Here is a 19,860-nt window from a genome sequence, read left to right as displayed (position 1 = left end):
CGCTTCCGCATCGTCGGTGGCCGGTTCATCAACCTCAGCTTTTCGACCCTTCGACCATGAAAATCGCGATCCTGGGTGGCGGCCATGGGGCCTATGCGGCCGCCGCCGATCTGTCCGAAGCCGGGCATGAAGTGCGGCTGTGGCGCCGCGACGCGGCCGCGCTGCAGCCGGTCATCGACAGCGGCAGCATCGTGCTCAAGGATGCGCGCGGCGTGCGCGAGGTGCCGATCGCGCTGCCCACCGCCGACATCGGCGCCGCGCTGCGCGATGCGGAACTCATCGTGCTGCCGACCCCGGCCATCGCGCAGGACTTCATCGCGCGCGCCATGGCGCCGCACCTGGTCGACGGCCAGGTCGTGTTCCTGCCGCCCGGCACCTTCGGCAGCTACGTGATGGCGCGCACCGTGCGCGAGGCCGGCAACCGCGCCGACGTGGCCTGGGCCGAGACCGGCACCTTGCCCTACCTGGCGCGCAAGCATGGCGAGCGCGAGGTCAACGTCACGATCCGCGCCATCCGCCTGCCCACCGGCGTCTATCCGGCGCGCAAGGCCGCGCAGGCGATCGACACCATCCGCGTGGCCTACCCGAGCGTGCACGGCTGCGGCGATGCGCTCTCGGGTGCGCTGATGAATGCCGGCCCGGTGATCCATCCGCCGCTGATGGTGATGAATGCCGCGCCGCTGCAGCACTTCGAGCGCTGGGACATCCACAACGAAGGCACGCAGCCCGCGGTGCGCGCCGTGACCGACCGGCTCGACCGCGAGCGCATCGCGGTGCGCGAGGCCTTCGGCCACGGCGGCCCGCACTATCCGCTGGCCGACCACTACGACAACGATCGCTGGATGTACGGCGATGCCCACAAGCAGCTCGTGAAGTCGGGCGACTGGCGCGAGAACATCGACCTGCACGGCCACCGCTACATCACCGAGGACACCGAGCTCGGCCTGGCCTTCCTCGCCTCGGCCGCGCGGCATGCGGGCGTCGACGCGCCCATCGCCCATGGCCTGCTCGCGATCGTCGGCGGCTTCCTCGGCCGCGACCTGCGCCAGGGGCCGCGCAGCTTCGAGGCCCTGGGCCTCGCGGACCTGTCGGCCGACGCGCTGCGCCAGAGGCTGCACGATGGCGAATGAGCCGGTCCGCTTCGCCGCGGTCGGCGCGGGGCGCATGGGCCGCGGCATCGCGATCGCCTTCGCCTACGCGGGCCACCGCATCGCGCTGGTCGACCTGCGCGTGCGCGACGAGGAGGCCTGGAACAAGCTGCACGACGAGGCGCGGCAGGAGATCGCCGCCAGCCTCGCGGGCCTGGCGCAACTCGGTGTGATCGATGCGGCGCAGGCCGAGGCCATCGCCGCGCGCGTGCAGTACGTGCGCGCCGCGCAGGCACCGGCGGCGCTCGCGCAGGCCGAGCTGGTGTTCGAGGGCGTGCCCGAAACGCTGGCGGCCAAGCGCGAGGCCTTCGAACAGATCAACGCCCATTGCAGCGACGACGCGATCCTGACCTCGACCACCAGCAGCATCCTGGTCACGCAACTCGCGGCGCTGGTGCGCAGGCCCGAGCGCTTCCTCAACATGCACTGGCTCAACCCGGCCTACGTGATCCCGGTGGTCGAACTGAGCTGCCATCCGGGCACCGACCCCGCCGTGCTGGCGCGCACGCGCGAGATCATGGAGGCGATCGGCAAGCTGCCCGTGGTGTGCGGGCCCACGCCCGGCTACATCGTTCCGCGGCTGCAGGCGCTGATCATGAACGAGGCCGCGCGCATGATCGAGGAGGGGGCCGCCACCGCCGAGGAGATCGACAAGGCCACGCGCCACGGCCTGGGCCTGCGCTTCGCGGCGCTCGGCGTGGTCGAGTTCATCGACTTCGGTGGCTGCGACATCCTGCACCACGCGAGCCGCGAGATGTCGGCCTCGATCGACAAGGGGCGCTACACCGCGCCGGCCATCGTCGACCGCATGGTGGAGGAGGGGCGGCTCGGCCTCAAGAGCGGCAGCGGCTTCTATGCCTACGAAGGCACCGACACCGCGGCCTATCGCCGCGACGTGCTCTCGCGCACGCTCGGCATGCTGCGCCATGCGGGCCTCTGGCGGCCCGCGGCCGAACGCACACTGCCATGACGCCGGCCATCCGCCGCGCCTTCGCCGATCTGTCGGTCGGTCAGGTGCACTACGCGAGCTGCGGCGCCATCGATGCACCGCCCGTGCTACTGCTGCATCAATCGCCGCGCAGCTGGCGCGAGTACGAGACGGTGCTGCCACTGCTCGGCGCGCGGCATCGCGCGGTCGCGATGGACACCGTGGGCTTCGGCGATTCGGCCGCGGGCGGCGAGCCCGCCTCGATCGCGCACTGGGCCCGCGTCGCGGCCGAGCTGCTCGATGCGCTGCGCATCGAACGCGTCGCCGTGGTCGGCCATCACACGGGCGGCGTGATCGCGATCGAACTCGCGGCCGCGCTCGGCGAGCGCGTGCGCGCGCTGGTGCTGTCCTCGACGCCCTACACCGACGAGGCCTTTCGCCGCGCGCGCGCCGAGCGTCCGCCGATCGACGAGGTCGAGCCCAGCGAAGACGGCAGCCATCTCGCGGCACTGTGGGGCAAGCGGCAGGGCTTCTATCCGCCGAACCGGCCCGAGCTGCTCGAGGCCTTCGTGCTCGATGCGCTCAAGGTCGGCCGGCGGCTCGAGGAAGGCCATCGCGCCGTGGCCTCGTACCGCATGGAAGAACGCATCGATCGCGTGACGCAGCCCGTGCTGATCGTGCGCGCGCCCGAGGATCCGTTCGCTTCGCCGCATGCGCAGGAACTCGCGCGGCATCTGCGCCACGCGGCCAGCGTGCGCATCGCCGACATCGAAGGCGGCATGGTGCCGCTGCCCGACCAGTTGCCCGAGGCCTTCGCGCGCTGCGTGGGCGACTTCCTCGCGCGCTGAGCCTTCAGCGTTCCTCGTCGTCCTCGTCCTGCGCCGCATCCGACGGCGCATGCGCATGCAGCTGGATCATCAGCCGCAGCGTGTTCTTGAGTTCCTCCGCGCGCGTGAGGCCGAAGGGCTCGAGCACGCGGCGCTCGTGCTCGCTCGCGAGCTGCATCAGATGCTCCACCTTGGCCGCACCCTTGCGGGTGATGCGCACCAGCGTGATGCGGCGATCGCTCTCATGGGGAATGCGCTCGACCTGGCCCTGCGTTTCCATGCGGTCGAGCAGCCGCGTTACGGTCGGCTGCTTGGTCACGGTGATCTGCGCGAGCCGCCCGATGCTCACTGCGTCGCCGCCCGCGAGCGAGGCCATCACGCGCCACTCCGACACCGAGAAACCCTCCTGCCGCGCCACCTCGTGGAACTCCGAGGAGATCAGCTGGCTGGCCTGCGCGAGCAGCGCGGGCAGGTAGTTGTCGACGAAGCGCTGCGGCTTCTTTTCAGTGCTTCCCATGCGTTCTCCCGATGCACATCGAACGACCCGAAAGTGGCACGCGGCTTGCGTGTCTAGGGTTATTCATGATTGTGGATAGATTCATTTCTAAACAGTATACGTACCAAGGCCCGTACAAGCACTCATCGCTTTTCTGCAGGTGATGCATGAACGGGCCACCGCCCACACGGTGACGTCGATCCAGGAAAAGAGCAAGCCATGGCCGAGCGTTCGTTTGTCGAAGAAGTGAAGAAACTGCGGCTGTCCGCCGGTGAAGTGTTCCGCGGCGAAGGCATCCTCGCCGTCACCAAGGCGCTGCTCGAATCGGGCGTGTCGTACGTCGCGGGCTACCAGGGCGCGCCGATCTCGCACCTGATGGACGTGCTGGCCGACGCGCAGGACATCCTCGCCGACCAGGGCATCCGCTTCGAGAACAGCGCGAGCGAGGCCACGGCCGCCGCCACGCTCGCGGCTTCGGTCAACTATCCGCTGCGCGGCGCCGTGACCTTCAAGGCCACGGTCGGCACCAACGTCGCATCCGATGCGCTGGCCAACCTCGCCTCGGGTGGCGTGACCGGCGGCGCGCTGGTGATCGTGGGCGAGGACTACGGCGAAGGCTCCTCGATCATGCAGGAGCGCAGCCATGCCTTCGCGATGAAGTCGCAGATGTGGCTGCTCGACCCGCGGCCCAACCTGCCGAGCATCGTCGAGGCCGTGAAGCAGGGCTTCGAGCTCTCCGAGGCCAGCAGCACGCCGGTGATGCTGCAGCTGCGCATCCGCGCCTGCCACGTGCACGGCCAGTTCGTCGCCGCCGACAACCGCCGCGCCGCCTATTCGGTGCAGGAGGCGGCCGAGAACCCGCGGCGCGACGTGAGCCGCATCGTGCTGCCGCCCGCGAGCTTCGTGCACGAGCAGGAAAAAGTGAAGGAGCGCTGGCCCGCGGCCGTGCGCTTCATCGAGGAGCGCGGCCTCAACGAGTTCTTCGCCGACGGCGCCGACGACATCGGCATCGTGGTGCAGGGCGGCAGCTACAACACGCTGGTGCGCGCGCTCGAGCGCCTGGGCCTGGCCGACGTCTACGGCAACAGCCGCATCCCGCTGTACGTGATGAACGTCGCCTACCCGGTGATCGACAGCGAGGTGGTGCGCTTCTGCGAAGGCAAGCGCGCGGTGCTGATGGTGGAGGAGGGCCAGCCCAACTTCATCGAGCAGAACATCGCGACCATCCTGCGCCAGCGCGGCGTGACCACCGCGCTGCACGGCAAGGACATGCTGCCGGTGGCCGGCGAGTACACGGCCGCCGAACTGCTGCAGGGCGCGCGCGTCTTCTGCGAGCGCTACGGCCGCCTCGCGCCGCAACCGGCCGCGCCCGTGCCGGCCCCGGTGCGCAAGGTGATCCCGCTGATCGAGCTGCCGAGCGAGCCGGCCGCGCCGCTGGCCGACAGCGTGCACGCGCGCCCGCCGGGCTTCTGCACCGGCTGCCCCGAGCGCCCGATCTTCAGCGCGATGAAGCTGGTCGAGCGCGAGCTCGGTCCGCACCACGTGAGCGCCGACATCGGCTGCCACCTGTTCTCGATCCTGCCGCCGTTCCACATCGGCAACACCACCATGGGCTACGGCCTCGGCGGCGCGGGCGCGGCCGCCATGGGCGCGCCGCGCGGCAAGCGCGCGATCGCGATGATGGGCGACGGCGGCTTCTGGCACAACGGCCTCACGAGCGGCGTCGCCAACGCGGTGTTCAACCAGAGCGACAACCTCACCATCGTCGTCGACAACAACTACACCTCGGCCACCGGCGGGCAGGACATCCTGTCGTCGAAGGCCGTCAACGCCACCCGCAGCACCGGCCACGCGATCGAACGCGCGGTGCGCGGCGTGGGCGTGAACTGGGTGCGCACCATCCGCCGCACCTACGACGTGGCCGGCATGCGCGACGCGCTCAAGGAGGCGCTGACCACCAAGGAGAAGGGCCCGAAGGTCCTGATCGCGCAGTCCGAGTGCATGCTCAACAAGCAGCGGCGCGAGAAGCCGCTGGTGCGCAAGGCCATCGCCGACGGCAAGCGCATGGTGCGCGAGAAGTTCGGCGTCGATGCCGACACCTGCACTGGCGACCACTCCTGCATCCGGCTTTCGGGCTGCCCCTCGCTGTCGATCAAGACCAATCCCGATCCGCTGCGCACCGACCCGGTCGCCACCGTGCTCGAGAGCTGCGTGGGCTGCGGCAACTGCGGCGACGTCTCGCACGCGGCCGTGCTCTGCCCCTCGTTCTACAAGGCGCGCATCGTCAGCAATCCCACCGGCTGGGACCGGCTGCGCGAGCGCGTGCGGGGGGCCGTCATCGGCTGGCTGCAGCGCGGCGCTGCGCGCCGGCGCGAGGCCTATTCGTTCTGAGCGCGCCGATGACCACGCAACAACCGATCAAGATCGCGATCCTCGCCATGGGCGGCGAGGGCGGTGGCGTGCTGGCCGACTGGATCGTCGACATGGGCGAGGCCAATGGCTGGTATGCCCAGACCACCTCCGTGCCCGGCGTGGCGCAGCGCACCGGCGCCACCATCTACTACGTGGAGCTGTTCCCCGAGGCCGCCGCGCGCGCCGACGGCGGCCAGCCGGTGCTGGCACTGATGCCGCTGCCGGGCGACGTCGACCTGGTGCTCGCCTCCGAGCTGATGGAAGCCGGCCGCGCGGTGCAGCGCGGGCTGGTCACGCCAGACCGCACCACGCTGATCGCCTCCACGCACCGCGTCTATTCGATCGCCGAGAAGAGCGCGATGGGCGACGGCCGCGTCGACAGCCGCGAACTGCTCGCGCATGCGGGGCGCGCCGCGCACCGCTTCATCCGCTTCGACATGGCGCAGGCCGCCGAAGACGCGGGCAGCGTGATCAGCGCCGTGCTGTTCGGCGCGCTCGCGGGTTCGGGCGTGCTGCCCTTCGGCCGCGCCCAGTTCGAGGCCACCATCGAGCGCGGCGGCGTCGGCGTGAAGCCCAGCCTGCGCGCCTTCGGTGCCGCTTTCGCGCGCGCCCAGGCCGAGGAGGGCGAAGCGCCCGAGGCAGCCCTGCCGCCGGCCGCGCCGCCGCAGCCGCGCCATCCCGCGGTGCGCGCGCTGGTCGAGCGCGTGCAGAAGGACTTCGCGCCGGCGCAGCATGCGCTGCTGCTCGAGGGCGTGCGCCGCCTCATCGACTACCAGGACCCGGCCTATGCGGGCCTCTACCTCGACCGCTCCGCCGCGCTGCAGTCGCTCGGCAGCCCGGCGCTGCTCGAGGTCGCGGCGCGCCACCTGGCGCTTTGGATGTCCTATGAAGACACGGCGCGCGTGGCCTCGCTCAAGATCCGCGCGACCCGCTTCGACCGCGTGCGCGACGAGTCGCGCGTGCAGGCCGACCAGCTGCTCGCGATCCACGAGTACATGCATCCGCGGCTGCAGGAGATCTGCGAGACCCTGCCCGCGGGCCTGGGCCGCTGGTTGATGCGCACCGGCTGGGCGCGCGGCCTGGTCGAGCGCTTCACGCGCAAGGGCCGCGTGGTGCAGACCAGTTCGCTGCACGGCTACCTGCTGCTGTCCACCGTGGCCGGCATGGGCCGCTGGCGCCGTTCCACGCTGCGCTACGCGGACGAGAACCGGCGCATCGAGGCCTGGCTGGCCGAGATCGCCGCCACCGCCGCGCGCAACACCGAGCTCGCGATCGAAGTGGCGCAGTGCCAGCGGCTGGTCAAGGGCTACAGCGACACGCACGAACGCGGCCTGCGCAACTACGACACCGTGATGGCGGCCCTGCGCCGCGCCGGCGATGCGCTCGCGCCGGCCACCTTGCGCGAACTGCGCAATGCCGCGCTGGCCGACGAGCACGGCCACCAGCTGCAGGCGGCGCTGGTGCGCCACGCGCTGGCCTGAACGACGAAGAAGAGACGACACCCATGGCCTCCGATCCCACGACCCTTCGCCTGCGCGTCGCCGAGGCGCGCGAACTCAATCCGCTGATCCGGCTGTTCCGCCTGCGCGCCGACGATGGCGCCGCGCTGCCGGGCTTCGAGGCCGGCGCCCACATCCGCGTGCGCGTCGACCTCGGCAACGGGCAGTCGGACTGGCGCCACTATTCGCTGATCGACTTCGCCGCCGGCGGCCAGCAGGCACCGGCCGAGTACCTGATCGCGGTGCGCAAGGAGGCCGCGGGCCGCGGCGGCTCGCGCTTCATGCACGAGCGGCTGCGCGAGGGCGACGCCATCGAGGCCGAGCCGCCGAAGAACGACTTTCCACTGCACGGCGGCGCGGGCCGCGCGGTGCTGCTGGCCGGCGGCATCGGCATCACGCCGCTCGCGAGCATGGCCGCGCACCGCCGCGCGCAGGGTCTGCCGGTGGAACTGCACTACGCGGGCCGCAGCCGCGCGCTGATGGCCTTCCTGCCCGAGCTCGGCGAGCTGCTGGGCACCGACCTGCTGCTGCACGACGACGAGTCGAAGGGCGCGCCCTTCGACGTGGGCGCGCTGCTCGCGCGTTGCGACCCGGCCGACCAGCTCTATGTCTGCGGCCCCAAGCCCATGCTCGACGCGGTGCTGGCCCAGACCCAGGCGCGCGGCTGGAACAGCGACCGCGTGCACTTCGAGCTCTTCACCGCGCCGGTGGTGGAGGAGGGCGACCATGCCTTCGAGGTCGAGCTCGCCATGTCGGGCCAGCGCTTCACCGTGCCGGCCGACCAGAGCATCCTCGACTGCCTGATCGAGCATGGCTGCGACCCGATGTTCGACTGCAAGCGCGGCGAATGCGGCGTGTGCGCCGTGCCCGTGATCGACGGCGAGATCGACCACCGCGACTACGTGCTCACGGCACGCGAGAAGGCCGCGGGCAACGTGATCCAGATCTGCATCTCCCGCGCCAAGGGCCAACGGCTGGTGCTCGACCTCTGAACCCAAGGAGTCCACGCATGACCAGCTACCGAGGCAATCCCGATGCGGTCCGCGCGTTGGTGCGGCCCGACCGCGTGCACCGCGACCTCTACATCAGCGAGGAGATCTTCGCGCTCGAGCAGGAGCACTTCTTCGCCAACACCTGGAACTACGTCGGCCACGAGAGCCAGTTGCCCAAGCCCGGCGACTACATCACCAACGAGATCGCGGGCCGGCCGCTGATCGTGGTGCGCCATGCCGACGGCAGCGTGCGCGTGCTGATGAACCGCTGCGCCCACAAGGGTTCGCGGCTGGTGAGCGCGCCCTGCGGCAACACCGGAAAGTTCTTCCGCTGCCCCTACCACGCCTGGACCTTCAAGACCGACGGCTCACTGCTGTCGATCCCGCTGAAGAACGGCTACGAGGGCACGCAGCTGCACGACTGCGAGGCCTCGAAGGGCCTGGTGCCGGTGGCCGGCGTGCGCAGCTACCGCGGCTTCGTCTTCGTGAAGATCAACGACGTCGGGCCCTCGTTCGAGGAGTACTTCGGCGACTCGCTGAGCTCGATCGACAACATGGCCGACCGCTCGCCCGAGGGCGAGCTCGAGATCGCCGGCGGCTGCCTGCGCTTCACGCACCAGTGCAACTGGAAGATGTTCGTGGAGAACCTCAACGACACCATGCACCCGATGGTGGCGCACGAGTCCTCGGCCGGCACCGCCAAGACCATGTGGGCCGGCAAGCCCGCCGACGAGCCCAAGCCGATGGCGATCGAGCAGTTCGTGCCCTTCATGTCGGACTACAAGTTCTTCGAGGACATGGGCGTTCGCACCTACGACAACGGCCACAGCTTCACGGGCGTCAACTTCAGCATCCACAGCAAGTACAAGGCGATCCCCGCGTACGACGATGCGATGAAGGCCCGCTACGGCGAGGAGCGCACGGCGCAGATCCTCGGCATGGCGCGCCACAACACGGTCTACTACCCGAACCTCACGATCAAGGGCGCGATCCAGGCGATCCGCGTGGTCAAGCCGGTCTCAGCCGGCATGTCGATCGTCGAGAGCTGGACCTTCCGCCTCAAGGGCGCGCCGCCCGAGCTGCTGCAGCGCACCACCATGTACAGCCGGCTCATCAACTCGCCGTTCTCGGTGGTGGGGCACGACGACCTGCAGGCCTACCGCGGCATCCAGGCCGGCCTGCATGCCAGCGGCAACGAGTGGGTGAGCCTGCACCGCAATTTCGAGGACGGCGAGGCCGAGCGCAGCGGCGAGGCCACCACCGTCGGCACCAGCGAGCTGCCGATGCGCAACCAGTACCGCAGCTGGGCGCGCTACATGACGGAGACGATGTGATGAGCGCCACCGTCACGCACCAGCAACTGGTCGACTTCGTGGTGCGCGAGTGCCGCCTGCTCGACGCCAAGCGCTACGAGGAGTGGAACGCGCTCTTCACCGACGAGGCCTTCTACTGGGTGCCGCTGATTCCCGACCAGGAGGACGGCATCAACCACACCTCGCACATGTACGAGGACAAGCTGCTGCGCGAGCTGCGCATCGAGCGCCTGAAGAGCCCGCGCGCCTTCTCGCAGCAGCCGCCGAGCCGCTGCCACCACCTGCTGCAGGCGCCCACGGTCGAGGAGTTCGACGAGGCCGCGAACCGCTACGTGGTGCGCACGGAGTTCCACTACACCGAATGCCAGGGCGACGAGCTGCAGTTCTACGTCGGCACCTTCTTCCACCACCTGCTGTGGCAGGACGGCGCGCTGCGCATGACGCTCAAGCGCGTGAACCTGCTGAACTGCGACGCGGCGCTGCCCGCGGTGCAGCTCTTCATCTGAACGGACGGACACCGCGATGACGCATCCCACCGTCCATGCCGCCTTCGCCGCCTCGGCGGCGCGCACGCCCGAGGCCGAGTTCCTGTGCGTCGAGCCGGTCACGGCCGCGAGCTATGGCATCGAGGCCGGCAGCATCCGCTGGCGCGAGGCCGCGGCCGAGGTCGACCGGCTGCGCGAGGCCTATGCGCGCGCGGGCTACGGCCATGGCCACCGCGTCGGGCTGCTGCTCGAGAACCGGCCGGCCTTCCTGTACCACTGGTTCGCGCTCAATGCGCTCGGCGTGAGCGTGGTGCCGATCAATGCCGAGATGCGCGCGGCCGAGCTGGCCTACCTGATCGGCCACAGCGGGATCGAGCTCGCGGTGAGCCTGCCGCAGCGCGCCGACGACCTGCGCGCGGCGGCGCAGCGCGAAGGCGCCACGCTCGACGTGATGCAGGCCTCGGACCCCGAAGTGCCGCCGGCCCGCGGCCGCGCACCGCGTGCGGGGGAACCCGTCGGCCCGAACACCGAATGCGCGCTGCTCTACACCTCGGGCACCACCGGGCGTCCCAAGGGCTGCATGCTGGGCAACGAATACTTCATCCGCGCGGGCGAGTGGTACGCAGGGCTCGACGGCGTGTGCGAGGTGCGGCGCGACCGCGAGCGGATCATCACGCCGCTGCCGCTCAACCACGTGAACGCGATGGCCTTCTCGACCATGGTGATCCTGGTGGCCGGCGGCTGCCTGATCCAGCTCGACCGCTTCCATCCGAAGAGCTGGCTGCACAGCGTGCGCGAGACCGGCGCGACCATCGTCCACTACCTCGGCGTGATGCCCGCGATGCTGCTGGCCGCGCCCGCGTCGCCCTCCGACCGCGAGCATGCGGTGCGCTGGGCCTTCGGTGCCGGCGTGGACCGGCGCAACCATGGCGTGTTCGAGGAGCGCTTCGGCTTCCCGCTGGTCGAGGCCTGGGCCATGACGGAGACCGGTGCCGCCGCCTGCGTGATGGCGAACCACGAGCCGCGCCACATCGGCACGAGCTCCTTCGGCCGGCCCGAGGATTTCGTCGAGCTGCGGCTGATCGACGAGGCCGGTGCCGACGTGCCGGTGGGCGCGCCGGGCGAACTGCTGGTGCGCAGCGCGGGCCCCGATCCGCGCCGCTATTTCTTCTCGGGCTATCTCAAGGACGAGGCAGCGACCCAGGAGGCCTGGGCCGATGGCTGGTTCCACACGGGCGACATGGTGCGCCGCGAATCCGACGGCAGCCTGTGCTTCGTCGACCGCAAGAAGAACGTGATCCGCCGCAGCGGCGAGAACATCTCGGCAGTGGAGGTCGAGAGCGTGCTGAACCAGCACCCGGCGGTGAAGAGCTCGGCCGTGGCCGCGACGCCCGATGCGGTGCGCGGCGACGAGGTGCTGGCCTGCATCGTGCTGCACGAGGCGGTGAATGAGGATGCCCGCTCCGCCATGGCGCTGAGCATCGTGGCGCATGCGCTCGACCAGTTGGCCTATTACAAGGCGCCTGGCTATGTGGCGTTCGTCGATGCGTTGCCGCTCACGGCGTCTCAAAAGATCCAGCGCGGGGAGTTGCGTGTGCTGGCCCAGGGTTTGCCTGGGCAGGTGCATTGCATCGATACGCGTGGGTTGAAGAAGAGGCAGGGGTGACTATGGAAATCCTCTGCGTTGTTCGTTCGGGACGGGCTCACGCCGACGGGGGACTCCCCTCCGCGAATGTCCCCCGGCCTGCGGCCTCCTCCTTTATTTCGCTGCGGGGAGTACCCCATCGACGTGAGCCTGGGACGCGCAGGTTGAACCGGCTCGCACCACTGCTGCGCCTCCGTGCACAGGGCAGTGGGTGCTTCCCGCAGCGAAATAAAGGAGGAGCCGAAGGCGGGGGACATTCGCGGAGGGAAGTACCCGCTGTCCTGTGCACGCGCCCCCGGCCGAACAAAGTGGAGCCCAAACAATGACCCGCCGCCAATCCTACGAAGGCGTAGCCGTAGCGGTCCCCGTCACGGTGCCCTACCAACGCTACTCCACGCTCACAGCGCACTGGTTCCTGGGCCAGGCCATCGAGGCCCTCGTCAAGGACAGCGGCATCGAAAAAGACGCAATCGACGGCCTCTGCATCAGCAGCTTCTCGCTAGCCCCCGACACCGCGGTAGGCGTCACCCAGCACCTGGGCCTCTCGCCACGCTGGCTCGACCATGTGCCCACCGGCGGCGCCTCGGGCGTGATGTGCCTGCGCCGTGCCGCGCGCGCGGTGCAGAGCGGCGATGCCGACGTCGTGGCCTGCGTGGCGGCCGACACCAACCATGTCGATTCCTTCCGCCAGACCCTCGGCAGCTTCAGCAACTTCGCGCGCGATGCCACCTATCCCTACGGATCGGGCGGACCCAATTCGATCTTCGCGATGATCACCGCGCACTACATGCGGCGCTTCGGTGCGAAGCGTGAGGACTTCGGCCGCATCGCGGTGGACCAGCGCACCAATGCGCTGCGCAATCCCAACGCCATGTTCAAGAAGCCGCTCACGCTCGACGAGTACATGGACGCGCGGCCCATCGCCGAGCCCCTGCACCTGTTCGACTGCGTCATGCCCTGCGCGGGCGCCGAGGCCTTCCTCGTGATGAGCGAGGAGCGGGCGTGCGACCTCGGCCTCGCCCACGTCGCGATCCGTGGCGCCATCGAACGCCACAACGCCTATTCGGAAGACCCGGTGATGGTGCAGGGCGGCTGGCGCCGTGACCGCGACGACCTCTATGCCCAGGCCGGCGCCACGCCCGCGCAGGTCGACTTCATCCAGACCTACGACGACTATCCCGTGATCGCCATGATGCAGTTCGAGGACCTGGGCTTCTGCGAGAAGGGCGAGGGCCCGGCCTTCGTGCGCTCGCACACCATGACCTGCGAAGGCAGCTTTCCCAACAACACCAGCGGCGGCCAGCTGTCCGCGGGCCAGGCCGGTGCCGCGGGCGGCTTCCTCGGCATGACCGAGACCATCCGCCAGCTCACCGACACCGCGGGCGCGCGCCGCGTGCCCGACGCCAAGCTGGGCCTCGTGGCCGGCTTCGGCATGGTGACCTACGACCGCTGCCTGTGCACCGGCGCCGTCCTCCTGGGGAGAAGCCAATGACCATGCCCCTCATGCGCCCCCCGCGCAAGAACCCCGTGCTGCGCACGCGGCAGATGAACCTGCCGCCCTGGCAGCGCGGCCGCATCGCGCTGGGCATCACCGCCGCCGCGGCCGAGGGCCGCTTCGAGCTGCAGACCTGCGAGGACTGCGGCACCGTGCAGTACCCGCCGCGCGCGGCCTGCCACAAGTGCCTGTCGCCGCACCTCGCCTGGCGCGAGCAGGACGGCGAGGGCGAACTGCTGAGCAGCACCACGCTGCATCACAGCAACGACCTGTTCTTCCGCGAACGGCTGCCCTGGCGGCTGGGCCTGGTGCACCTCGATGCCGGCCCGACGCTGATGGTGCACCTGCACGGCGAGGTCGGCGAGGCGCCCTCGCGCGTCAAGGTGGGCGCGCGGCTCGACCGCGCGGGACAGGCGGTACTGATCGGATTCCCGAACCAAGGAAGTGCACACATGGCCGACGACAGGATGCTCAGAGAAATGACCAGCGACCCCAAGTTCCGCAAGGTGCTGGTGACGGACGGCAAGACCGAGGTCGGGCAGGCGATCGTGCGCGCCCTCGTGAAGGCCGGCGCCGAGATCGTCTGGGTCGGCCATGCCGAACCCTGGAAGAAGCTCGGCGACGGCCTCGACGACATCGGCGCGCTGCCGCAGGTCACGCTGGTGCCGCTCGACCTCACCAACGGCCGGCAGGTGACCGAGCTCGCGGGCTCCATCGGCGGCAAGGTCGACATCGTCATCAACAACGCGGAGGTGCATCGCACCTTCGGCATCGCCTCGCGGCGCGGCACCGACGTGGCCAAGGCCGAGATGGACATCAACTACTTCGGCGCGCTGCGGCTGGCGCAGGAGTTCGGCCCCGCGCTCAAGGGCCGCTCGGCCGATGGTGCCACCGGTGCCACCGCCTGGGTCAACCTGCTGTCGATCTACGCGCTGAGCAACTACCCGGCGCACGGCACCTTCAGCGCCTCGAAGGCCGCGGCCTATTCGCTCGCCCAGTGCCTGCGCGCCGAGATGCGACCGGCCGGCATCCGGGTCGTCAACGTGTTCCCGGGCCCGATCGACGACGAGTGGAACCAGCACATGCCGCCGCCCAAGCTCGGCGCCCCGGCGCTCGCCAGCGCGATCGTGAAGGCGCTGCGCGACGGCGTGGAAGACGTCTATCCCGGCGACGTGGCGCAGGAGTGGCTCGAGCGCTGGCGCGACAACCCCAAGGTGCTGGAACGCGAACTCGCGGCCGGCGGCAGCTGAAGACAGATCGAAAGAGACAGGAGCGCTCCCCGATGACCCCCAGCAACCCCACGCTCACCCCGGCGCAGATCCTCGCGGGCCTGGCCGGCGCCCTGGCCGGCGGCGGCATCCGCGTGATCGACCTCACCCAGACCCTGACGCCCGAGTTCCCGCAGATCGCGCTGCCGCCCGAGATGGGACAGTGCTGGCCGTTCCGCATCGAGGAGGTCTCGAAGTACGACGAGCGCGGGCCCGGCTGGTACTGGAACAACTTCTCCTGCGGCGAACACACCGGCACCCACTTCGATGCGCCGATCCACTGGATCTCGGGCCGCGACCTGCCGAACAACTCGGTCGACACCATTCCCGTGCAGCACTTCGTGGCGCCGGCCTGCGTCATCGACTGCTCGCCGCAGGTCAAGGACGACCCCGACTACCTGCTCACGCCCGCGGACATCGAGGACTACGAGGCGAAGCACGGCCGCATCCCGGCCGGCGCCTGGGTGCTGATGCGCACCGACTGGTCGAAGCGCCACGACCCCGAGGCCTACCAGAACTTCGACGAGACCGGCCAGCACACGCCGGGCCCGAGCACCGAGGCCGTGCGCTTCCTGGTCGAGCAGCGCGACGTGCTGGGCTTCGGCTCCGAGGCCATCGGCACCGATGCCGGCCAGGGCTACCACCTGCGCCCGCCGTACCCCTGCCACTACTACATGCACGGCGCGGGCCGCTACGGCCTGCAGTGCCTGAGCAACCTCGACCTGCTGCCGCCCGCGGGCGCGATGCTGATCTGCCCGCCGCTGAAGATCGAGAAGGGCAGCGGCAGCCCGCTGCGGGTGCTCGCGCTGGTGGGAGCCTCGTCATGAGGGCCCATTTCTCCCTCCCCCGCTGGGGGAGGGAGCAACAAAGGGAGCGAACGCATGAGCGACGCACCGAAGACCGCCGTCGTCACCGGCGGCAGCGCCGGCATCGGCAAGGCCATCTGTCTCGACCTGCTCGAGCAGGGCTACGAGGTCGTCTCGCTCGCGCGCCGCAAGGCCGAGATCGACCATCCGAAGCTGCACAGCATTGAGGTCGACCTGGCCGACCGCGCGGCCACGGCCGCGGCCGCGAAGGAGCTGGTGTCGCGCTTCGAGGTGACCACCGTGGTCCACAACGCCGGCGTGATCCGCGCCGCGCTGCTGCCCGAAGTCCAGCTGTCCGACCTCGACGCGCTGGTCGACCTGCACCTGGGCTGCGCGATCCAGCTCGTGCAGGCCGCGCTGCCCGCGATGCGCGCGCGCCGCTTCGGCCGCGTGGTGCTGCTCTCGTCGCGCGCCGCGCTGGGCCTGGCCACGCGCACCAGCTACTCGGCCACCAAGGCCGGCATGCTGGGCATGGCGCGCACCTGGGCGCTCGAGCTCGCGCCCGAGGGCATCACCGTCAACGTGGTCGCGCCCGGGCCGATCCGCACCGACATGTTCTACGACGTGGTCGAGGCCGGCAGCGAGAAGGAACGCGCGCTGGCCGCCAGCGTGCCGGTGCGCCGCCTCGGCGAATCGGCCGACGTGGCGCGCGCCGTGCGCTTCTTCGCCGACCCCGCCAACAGCTTCGTCACCGGCCAGGTGCTCTACGTCTGCGGCGGCACCAGCGTCGGCAGCCTCGCGCTCTGAATCCCCACCGAGTTCCCGTCACCCACCCCCTCATTCCAGGAGAAGAAGCATGACAGTCATGACCCGAATCCGTGCCCTCGCGGGCCTCGCCGTGGCCGCGGGTGCGCTCGCGGTATCGAACGCCTGGGCGGCAGACCTCAAGGTCGGTTTCATCACTTCGCTGTCGGGGCCGGTGTCCTCGCTCGGCATTCCCTACGACAAGGGCATCAAGGCCGCGCAGGCCTACAAGTCCGAGGTCGGCGGGCGCAAGGTGCAGCTGATCGCGCTCGACGACGCCTCCGATCCCTCGACCGCCGCGCGCAACGCGCGCAAGCTGATCGAGGAGGACAAGGTCGACGTCATCATCGGCACCGCCGGCGCGCCGGGCTCGCTGGCCATCGCCGGCGTGGCGCGCGAGACCAAGACCCCACTGATCTCCATCGCCAACGCCGACCTGCCGGGCGAGGAGGGCGCATGGATGGTGACGCTGCCGCAGCCCGCGCCGCTGATGATGGGCGCGATGGTCGAGAAGATGAAGCAGGCGGGCGTGAAGAGCGTGGCCTACATCGGCTACTCCGACGCCTGGGGCGACCTGGTCTACGACGCGCTCAACAAGGCCGCGCCCGCGGCGGGCATCAAGGTGGTGAGCAACGAGCGCTATGCGCGCAGCGACTCCTCGGTTGCCGGCCAGGTGCTCAAGATCGTCGCGCTGCGCCCCGACGCCGTCATCACCGGCGCCTCGGGCACGCCCGGCGCGCTGCCCTACCTCGCGCTGACCGAGCGCGGCTACAAGGGAAAGATCTACGGCATGCACTCGCTGATCAACCCCGACTTCATCCGCGTCGGCGGCCCGTCGGTCGATGGCCTGCTCGCGCCCACGGGCCCGGTGGTGGTGGCCGAGCAGTTGCCCGACACCAACCCGATGAAGAAGATCGCGCTCGATTTCCGTGCCGCTTTCCAGAAGGCCAACGGCGCGCCGCCGACCGACACCTTCTCGGCCTACAGCTTCGATGCCTGGCTGATCTACCTCGACGCCGCCCAGCGCGCGCTCGCCACCAAGGCCGAGCCCGGCACGCCGCAGTTCCGCCTCGCGCTGCGCGACGCCATCGTGAGCACCAAGGAGCTGGTGGGCACGCACTCGGTCTACAACTTCAAGCCCGACAACCGCTACGGCTCCGACGACCGCTCGCGCGTGGTGGTGCGGCTCGACAAGGGCCAGTGGAAGCTGGTGCCTTGAACGCCGCGCGGCCCGCCTCGCCGATGAACGCCATCGCATCGCACCGCCCGCGCGCGCGGGCCGTGGCCGGCGCGCTGCTGGCCGCGGCCTGGCTGGCCGGCTGCGCCACGCAGGCGCCGCCCGCCGGCGAGGTCACGATCAAGCGCGACGGACACGGCGTGCCGCACGTCTACGCCGGCACCACCTACGGCCTGTTCTACGGCTTCGGCTACGCGGTGGCCGAGGACCGGCTCTACCAGCTCGAGATGGCCAGGCGCTCGGGCAACGGCAGCGTGGCCGAGGTGCTCGGGCCGGACTACGTGGCGGTCGACACCGCCACGCGCTCGAACATCGACCCGGCGAGCATCCGGCGCCAGATCGATGCGCTGGGCGCCGACGACCGCGCCCTGTTCGAGGGCTATGCGGCCGGCGTCAACGCGCGCATCCGCGAAGTGCTGGCCGACCGCGCGCGGCTGATGCCGCGTCAGTTCATCGACAACGGCTTCGTGCCCACGGCCTGGTCCGCCGACGACGTGGCGCTGGTCTGGATCGGGCTGATCCTCAACCGCTTCTTCGCCGGCACGGCCGAGGTCGCGAACCTCTCGCTGCTGCAGCAGCTCAAGGCGGCGCGCGGCGACGCGGCGGGCCTGCAGCTCTACGAGCAGTTGCGCTGGCTGGAGGATCCGACCGCGCCCACCATCGTGCCGCGCGGCGTGCCGTCCCCGCGCACGAGCGCGCGCGCCGAGCCCGGCGACGCGGCGCTCGCGCCGCTGTCGCCCACGGCGGCCGCCGATTTCCGCGCGACGCAGGTCGCGCGCCTGGGCCTCGCCGCGGCAGAGCAGATGCCGACCGCCAGCAATGCCTGGGTGCTCGGGCCCGGCCGCACCCGCGAGGGCGTGGCGGTGCTCTACAACGGGCCGCAGCAGGGCTTCAACAATCCGTCCTTCGTGCATGGCATCGGCCTGCACGGCGCGGGCTACGACCTGACCGGCCTCACGCCCGTGGGCCTGCTGCCGGTGCTGTTCGGCACCAACGGCACCATCGCCTGGGGCTCGACCGTGGGCTCGCTGGACACCAACGACAGCTACCAGGAAGAGCTCTCGCCCGCCGACCGCTACAGCTACCGCTACCAGGGCGCCTGGCGGCCGATGACGCGGCGGGTCGACGAGATCCGCGTCAAGGGCGAGGCGCCGCGCCGCATCGAGGTCCTTTCGACCGTGCACGGCTTCGTGCAGAGCTGGGACCTGCCCAACCAGCGCGCCTACACCGTGCGCAGCAGCTGGCAGGGCCGCGAGGTCGAGACCATGCTGGGCTGGGCCCAGGCGGCCCGTGCGCGCGACTGGCCGCAGTTCCTCGCGCAGGGCGCGCGGGTCAGCGCCTCCATCACCTGGTTCTATGCCGACGTGGCGGGCAACATCGGCGTCGTCGGCCTGGGCAGCCAGCCGCGCCGGCCGGCCGCGCAGGACATCCGCTTTCCCGCGCGCGGCGACGGCAGCATGGAGTGGCAGGGCCTGCTGCCCTTCGAGGCCAATCCGCGCAGCTTCAACCCGGCGCAGGGCTATCTCGCGAGCTGGAACAACCAGATCGCCGCGGGCCTGCGCGCCGACGGCGCGAACTTCTCGCACGTCGACCGCGTGGCGGAGATCCATGCGCAGCTGCAGGGCGACGCGAGGCTCGACGCCGACCAGGTCTGGCGCGTGAACGAGAACGCCGCGCTGGCCGACCTCAACGCGCGCTACTTCGTGCCGAAGATCGTCGAGGCCGCGGCGCGGCTGCCGCAGAACGATCCGGTGCGCCGTGCGGCCGACCTGCTGGCGCGCTGGGACTTCAAGAACCGGGCCGCGCCCGGCGACGCGGTCTATGCCGACAACGCCACCACCGTGCTGCGCGCCTGGCTCGCCGCCATGGGCCGCCGGCTGCTGTCGCAGGACCTGCCGGCGCCGTTGCTCGCGAACTACGCCAACCTCGGCTATCCCACGCTCACGCCGCGCGGCTCGCCGGGCAGCGTGCAGCCGGCCGCGGTGTCCAAGCTGATCTGGAATGCGCTCGCGGGCCCGGCCTCGGGCGTGCCGCAGCGCATCGACTTCCTGCATGGGCAGGACCCGCAGGCGCTGGTGCGCGCGGCGCTGGCCGACGCGGTGGCCGAGCTGTCGGCCGCGCGCGGCCCGGACATGGCGCGCTGGACCACGCCCGTGGTGCGGCACCGCTTCTCCAGTATCAACGCGATCGGCGTGCCCTGGGCCGGTGCCGACGAGCAGCCCGAGACCAGCCCCTACATGAACCGCGGCACGCTGAGCTACCGGGTGGTGCTGCGCCCGGGCGCGGTCGGCATGTGCTCGGTGGCCGCGCCGGGCCAGAGCGGCTTCGTCGATCCGGCCGGCCGGCGCGACAGGCACTACGGCGACCAGCTCGCGCTGTTCCAGGACTTCGGCTGCAAGCCGGAGCGGCTCACTCCGGCGCAGCTCGACGCCGACCTCGAATCCACGCGCACGCTGCGCTACTGACCCGCCCCCAGAAAGGACCACCCCCGTGACCCATCTCTTC

The 19,860-nt window shown here is 70.5% G+C and carries 16 protein-coding genes; 15 read left to right on the top strand and 1 reads right to left on the bottom strand.

Features of this window, described 5'->3' with window-relative positions:
* Window positions 1-56: 56 nt before the first annotated feature.
* Genes KV106_RS07205 through KV106_RS07195 form a run of 3 tightly spaced genes read left to right on the top strand, consistent with a single transcriptional unit; the run spans window position 57 to window position 2,924 of the window.
* Window positions 57-1,130 carry an NAD/NADP-dependent octopine/nopaline dehydrogenase family protein gene (locus KV106_RS07205; RefSeq protein ID WP_261208543.1) on the top strand — a complete coding sequence of 358 codons (1,074 nt, stop codon included), beginning with the start codon at window positions 57-59 and terminating at the stop codon, window positions 1,128-1,130.
* Window positions 1,120-2,118 carry a 3-hydroxybutyryl-CoA dehydrogenase gene (locus KV106_RS07200; RefSeq protein ID WP_261208507.1) on the top strand — a complete coding sequence of 333 codons (999 nt, stop codon included), beginning with the start codon at window positions 1,120-1,122 and terminating at the stop codon, window positions 2,116-2,118. The genes KV106_RS07205 and KV106_RS07200 overlap by 11 nt, the downstream gene beginning before the upstream one ends.
* Complete coding sequence (locus KV106_RS07195; RefSeq protein ID WP_261208505.1) at window positions 2,115-2,924, top strand: alpha/beta fold hydrolase; 810 nt, start codon at window positions 2,115-2,117, stop codon at window positions 2,922-2,924. The genes KV106_RS07200 and KV106_RS07195 overlap by 4 nt, the downstream gene beginning before the upstream one ends.
* A gap of 4 nt (window positions 2,925-2,928) precedes the next feature.
* Here the strand turns inward: KV106_RS07195 and KV106_RS07190 are convergent, their stop codons facing one another.
* Complete coding sequence (locus KV106_RS07190; RefSeq protein ID WP_057590632.1) at window positions 2,929-3,420, bottom strand: MarR family winged helix-turn-helix transcriptional regulator; 492 nt, start codon at window positions 3,418-3,420, stop codon at window positions 2,929-2,931.
* Between the two features lie 198 nt (window positions 3,421-3,618).
* Between KV106_RS07190 and KV106_RS07185 the strand changes: the two genes are divergently transcribed.
* The 12 genes from KV106_RS07185 to KV106_RS07130 all read left to right on the top strand — a co-directional run bounded on the left by KV106_RS07185 (window position 3,619) and on the right by KV106_RS07130 (window position 19,820).
* Window positions 3,619-5,790, top strand: coding sequence for an indolepyruvate ferredoxin oxidoreductase subunit alpha (locus tag KV106_RS07185; protein WP_261208492.1), 2,172 nt, complete (start codon window positions 3,619-3,621; stop codon window positions 5,788-5,790).
* A gap of 8 nt (window positions 5,791-5,798) precedes the next feature.
* Entirely contained in the window at window positions 5,799-7,292 is a 1,494-nt protein-coding gene (locus tag KV106_RS07180) for an indolepyruvate oxidoreductase subunit beta family protein (RefSeq protein WP_261208482.1), read from the top strand.
* A 23-nt stretch (window positions 7,293-7,315) separates the two neighbouring features.
* Window positions 7,316-8,302: a PDR/VanB family oxidoreductase gene (locus KV106_RS07175; protein WP_261208454.1), complete on the top strand. Its 987-nt coding sequence runs from the start codon at window positions 7,316-7,318 to the stop codon at window positions 8,300-8,302.
* Between the two features lie 17 nt (window positions 8,303-8,319).
* Window positions 8,320-9,636 carry an aromatic ring-hydroxylating dioxygenase subunit alpha gene (locus KV106_RS07170; RefSeq protein ID WP_057590628.1) on the top strand — a complete coding sequence of 439 codons (1,317 nt, stop codon included), beginning with the start codon at window positions 8,320-8,322 and terminating at the stop codon, window positions 9,634-9,636.
* Entirely contained in the window at window positions 9,636-10,121 is a 486-nt protein-coding gene (locus KV106_RS07165) for an aromatic-ring-hydroxylating dioxygenase subunit beta (RefSeq protein WP_261208442.1), read from the top strand. The genes KV106_RS07170 and KV106_RS07165 overlap by 1 nt, the downstream gene beginning before the upstream one ends.
* A 16-nt stretch (window positions 10,122-10,137) precedes the next feature.
* The gene (locus tag KV106_RS07160; RefSeq protein WP_261208432.1) at window positions 10,138-11,766 is read left to right on the top strand and encodes an AMP-binding protein; all 1,629 of its coding nucleotides are present in this window, start codon (window positions 10,138-10,140) and stop codon (window positions 11,764-11,766) included.
* A 301-nt stretch (window positions 11,767-12,067) separates the two neighbouring features.
* Window positions 12,068-13,237 (top strand): thiolase family protein, encoded by a 1,170-nt coding sequence (locus KV106_RS07155; protein ID WP_261208430.1) that lies wholly within the window; start codon window positions 12,068-12,070, stop codon window positions 13,235-13,237.
* Entirely contained in the window at window positions 13,234-14,490 is a 1,257-nt protein-coding gene (locus tag KV106_RS07150) for an SDR family NAD(P)-dependent oxidoreductase (protein WP_261208429.1), read from the top strand. The genes KV106_RS07155 and KV106_RS07150 overlap by 4 nt, the downstream gene beginning before the upstream one ends.
* 32 nt (window positions 14,491-14,522) lie before the next feature.
* Window positions 14,523-15,335, top strand: a complete 813-nt coding sequence (locus KV106_RS07145) for a cyclase family protein (protein ID WP_261208420.1) — start codon at window positions 14,523-14,525, stop codon at window positions 15,333-15,335.
* Window positions 15,336-15,389: 54 nt separating this feature from the next.
* The gene (locus tag KV106_RS07140; RefSeq protein ID WP_261208418.1) at window positions 15,390-16,121 is read left to right on the top strand and encodes an SDR family NAD(P)-dependent oxidoreductase; all 732 of its coding nucleotides are present in this window, start codon (window positions 15,390-15,392) and stop codon (window positions 16,119-16,121) included.
* A gap of 49 nt (window positions 16,122-16,170) precedes the next feature.
* A complete protein-coding gene (locus tag KV106_RS07135; protein WP_057590621.1) occupies window positions 16,171-17,337 on the top strand; it encodes an ABC transporter substrate-binding protein in 1,167 nt (388 codons plus the stop codon).
* Window positions 17,334-19,820 carry a penicillin acylase family protein gene (locus KV106_RS07130; RefSeq protein WP_261208395.1) on the top strand — a complete coding sequence of 829 codons (2,487 nt, stop codon included), beginning with the start codon at window positions 17,334-17,336 and terminating at the stop codon, window positions 19,818-19,820. The genes KV106_RS07135 and KV106_RS07130 overlap by 4 nt, the downstream gene beginning before the upstream one ends.
* The last annotated feature ends 40 nt before the right edge of the window (window positions 19,821-19,860 follow it).

Source organism: Variovorax endophyticus, assembly GCF_025376855.1.
GTDB lineage: Bacteria > Pseudomonadota > Gammaproteobacteria > Burkholderiales > Burkholderiaceae_C > Variovorax.
Note: the sequence above shows the minus strand (reverse complement) of the source record. Positions and strands in the feature narration are given on the sequence as shown.

Bases quoted from the DNA above. Each gene is read 5' to 3' on its own strand.
- KV106_RS07150 (WP_261208429.1), top strand. From the start codon at position 13,234: ATGACCATGCCCCTCATGCGCCCCCCGCGCAAGAACCCCGTGCTGCGC.
- KV106_RS07175 (WP_261208454.1), top strand. From the start codon at position 7,316: ATGGCCTCCGATCCCACGACCCTTCGCCTGCGCGTCGCCGAGGCGCGC.
- KV106_RS07155 (WP_261208430.1), top strand. From the start codon at position 12,068: ATGACCCGCCGCCAATCCTACGAAGGCGTAGCCGTAGCGGTCCCCGTC.
- KV106_RS07200 (WP_261208507.1), top strand. From the start codon at position 1,120: ATGGCGAATGAGCCGGTCCGCTTCGCCGCGGTCGGCGCGGGGCGCATG.
- KV106_RS07165 (WP_261208442.1), top strand. From the start codon at position 9,636: ATGAGCGCCACCGTCACGCACCAGCAACTGGTCGACTTCGTGGTGCGC.
- KV106_RS07190 (WP_057590632.1), bottom strand. From the start codon at position 3,420: ATGGGAAGCACTGAAAAGAAGCCGCAGCGCTTCGTCGACAACTACCTG.
- KV106_RS07170 (WP_057590628.1), top strand. From the start codon at position 8,320: ATGACCAGCTACCGAGGCAATCCCGATGCGGTCCGCGCGTTGGTGCGG.
- KV106_RS07195 (WP_261208505.1), top strand. From the start codon at position 2,115: ATGACGCCGGCCATCCGCCGCGCCTTCGCCGATCTGTCGGTCGGTCAG.
- KV106_RS07140 (WP_261208418.1), top strand. From the start codon at position 15,390: ATGAGCGACGCACCGAAGACCGCCGTCGTCACCGGCGGCAGCGCCGGC.
- KV106_RS07185 (WP_261208492.1), top strand. From the start codon at position 3,619: ATGGCCGAGCGTTCGTTTGTCGAAGAAGTGAAGAAACTGCGGCTGTCC.
- KV106_RS07205 (WP_261208543.1), top strand. From the start codon at position 57: ATGAAAATCGCGATCCTGGGTGGCGGCCATGGGGCCTATGCGGCCGCC.
- KV106_RS07145 (WP_261208420.1), top strand. From the start codon at position 14,523: ATGACCCCCAGCAACCCCACGCTCACCCCGGCGCAGATCCTCGCGGGC.
- KV106_RS07160 (WP_261208432.1), top strand. From the start codon at position 10,138: ATGACGCATCCCACCGTCCATGCCGCCTTCGCCGCCTCGGCGGCGCGC.
- KV106_RS07180 (WP_261208482.1), top strand. From the start codon at position 5,799: ATGACCACGCAACAACCGATCAAGATCGCGATCCTCGCCATGGGCGGC.
- KV106_RS07135 (WP_057590621.1), top strand. From the start codon at position 16,171: ATGACAGTCATGACCCGAATCCGTGCCCTCGCGGGCCTCGCCGTGGCC.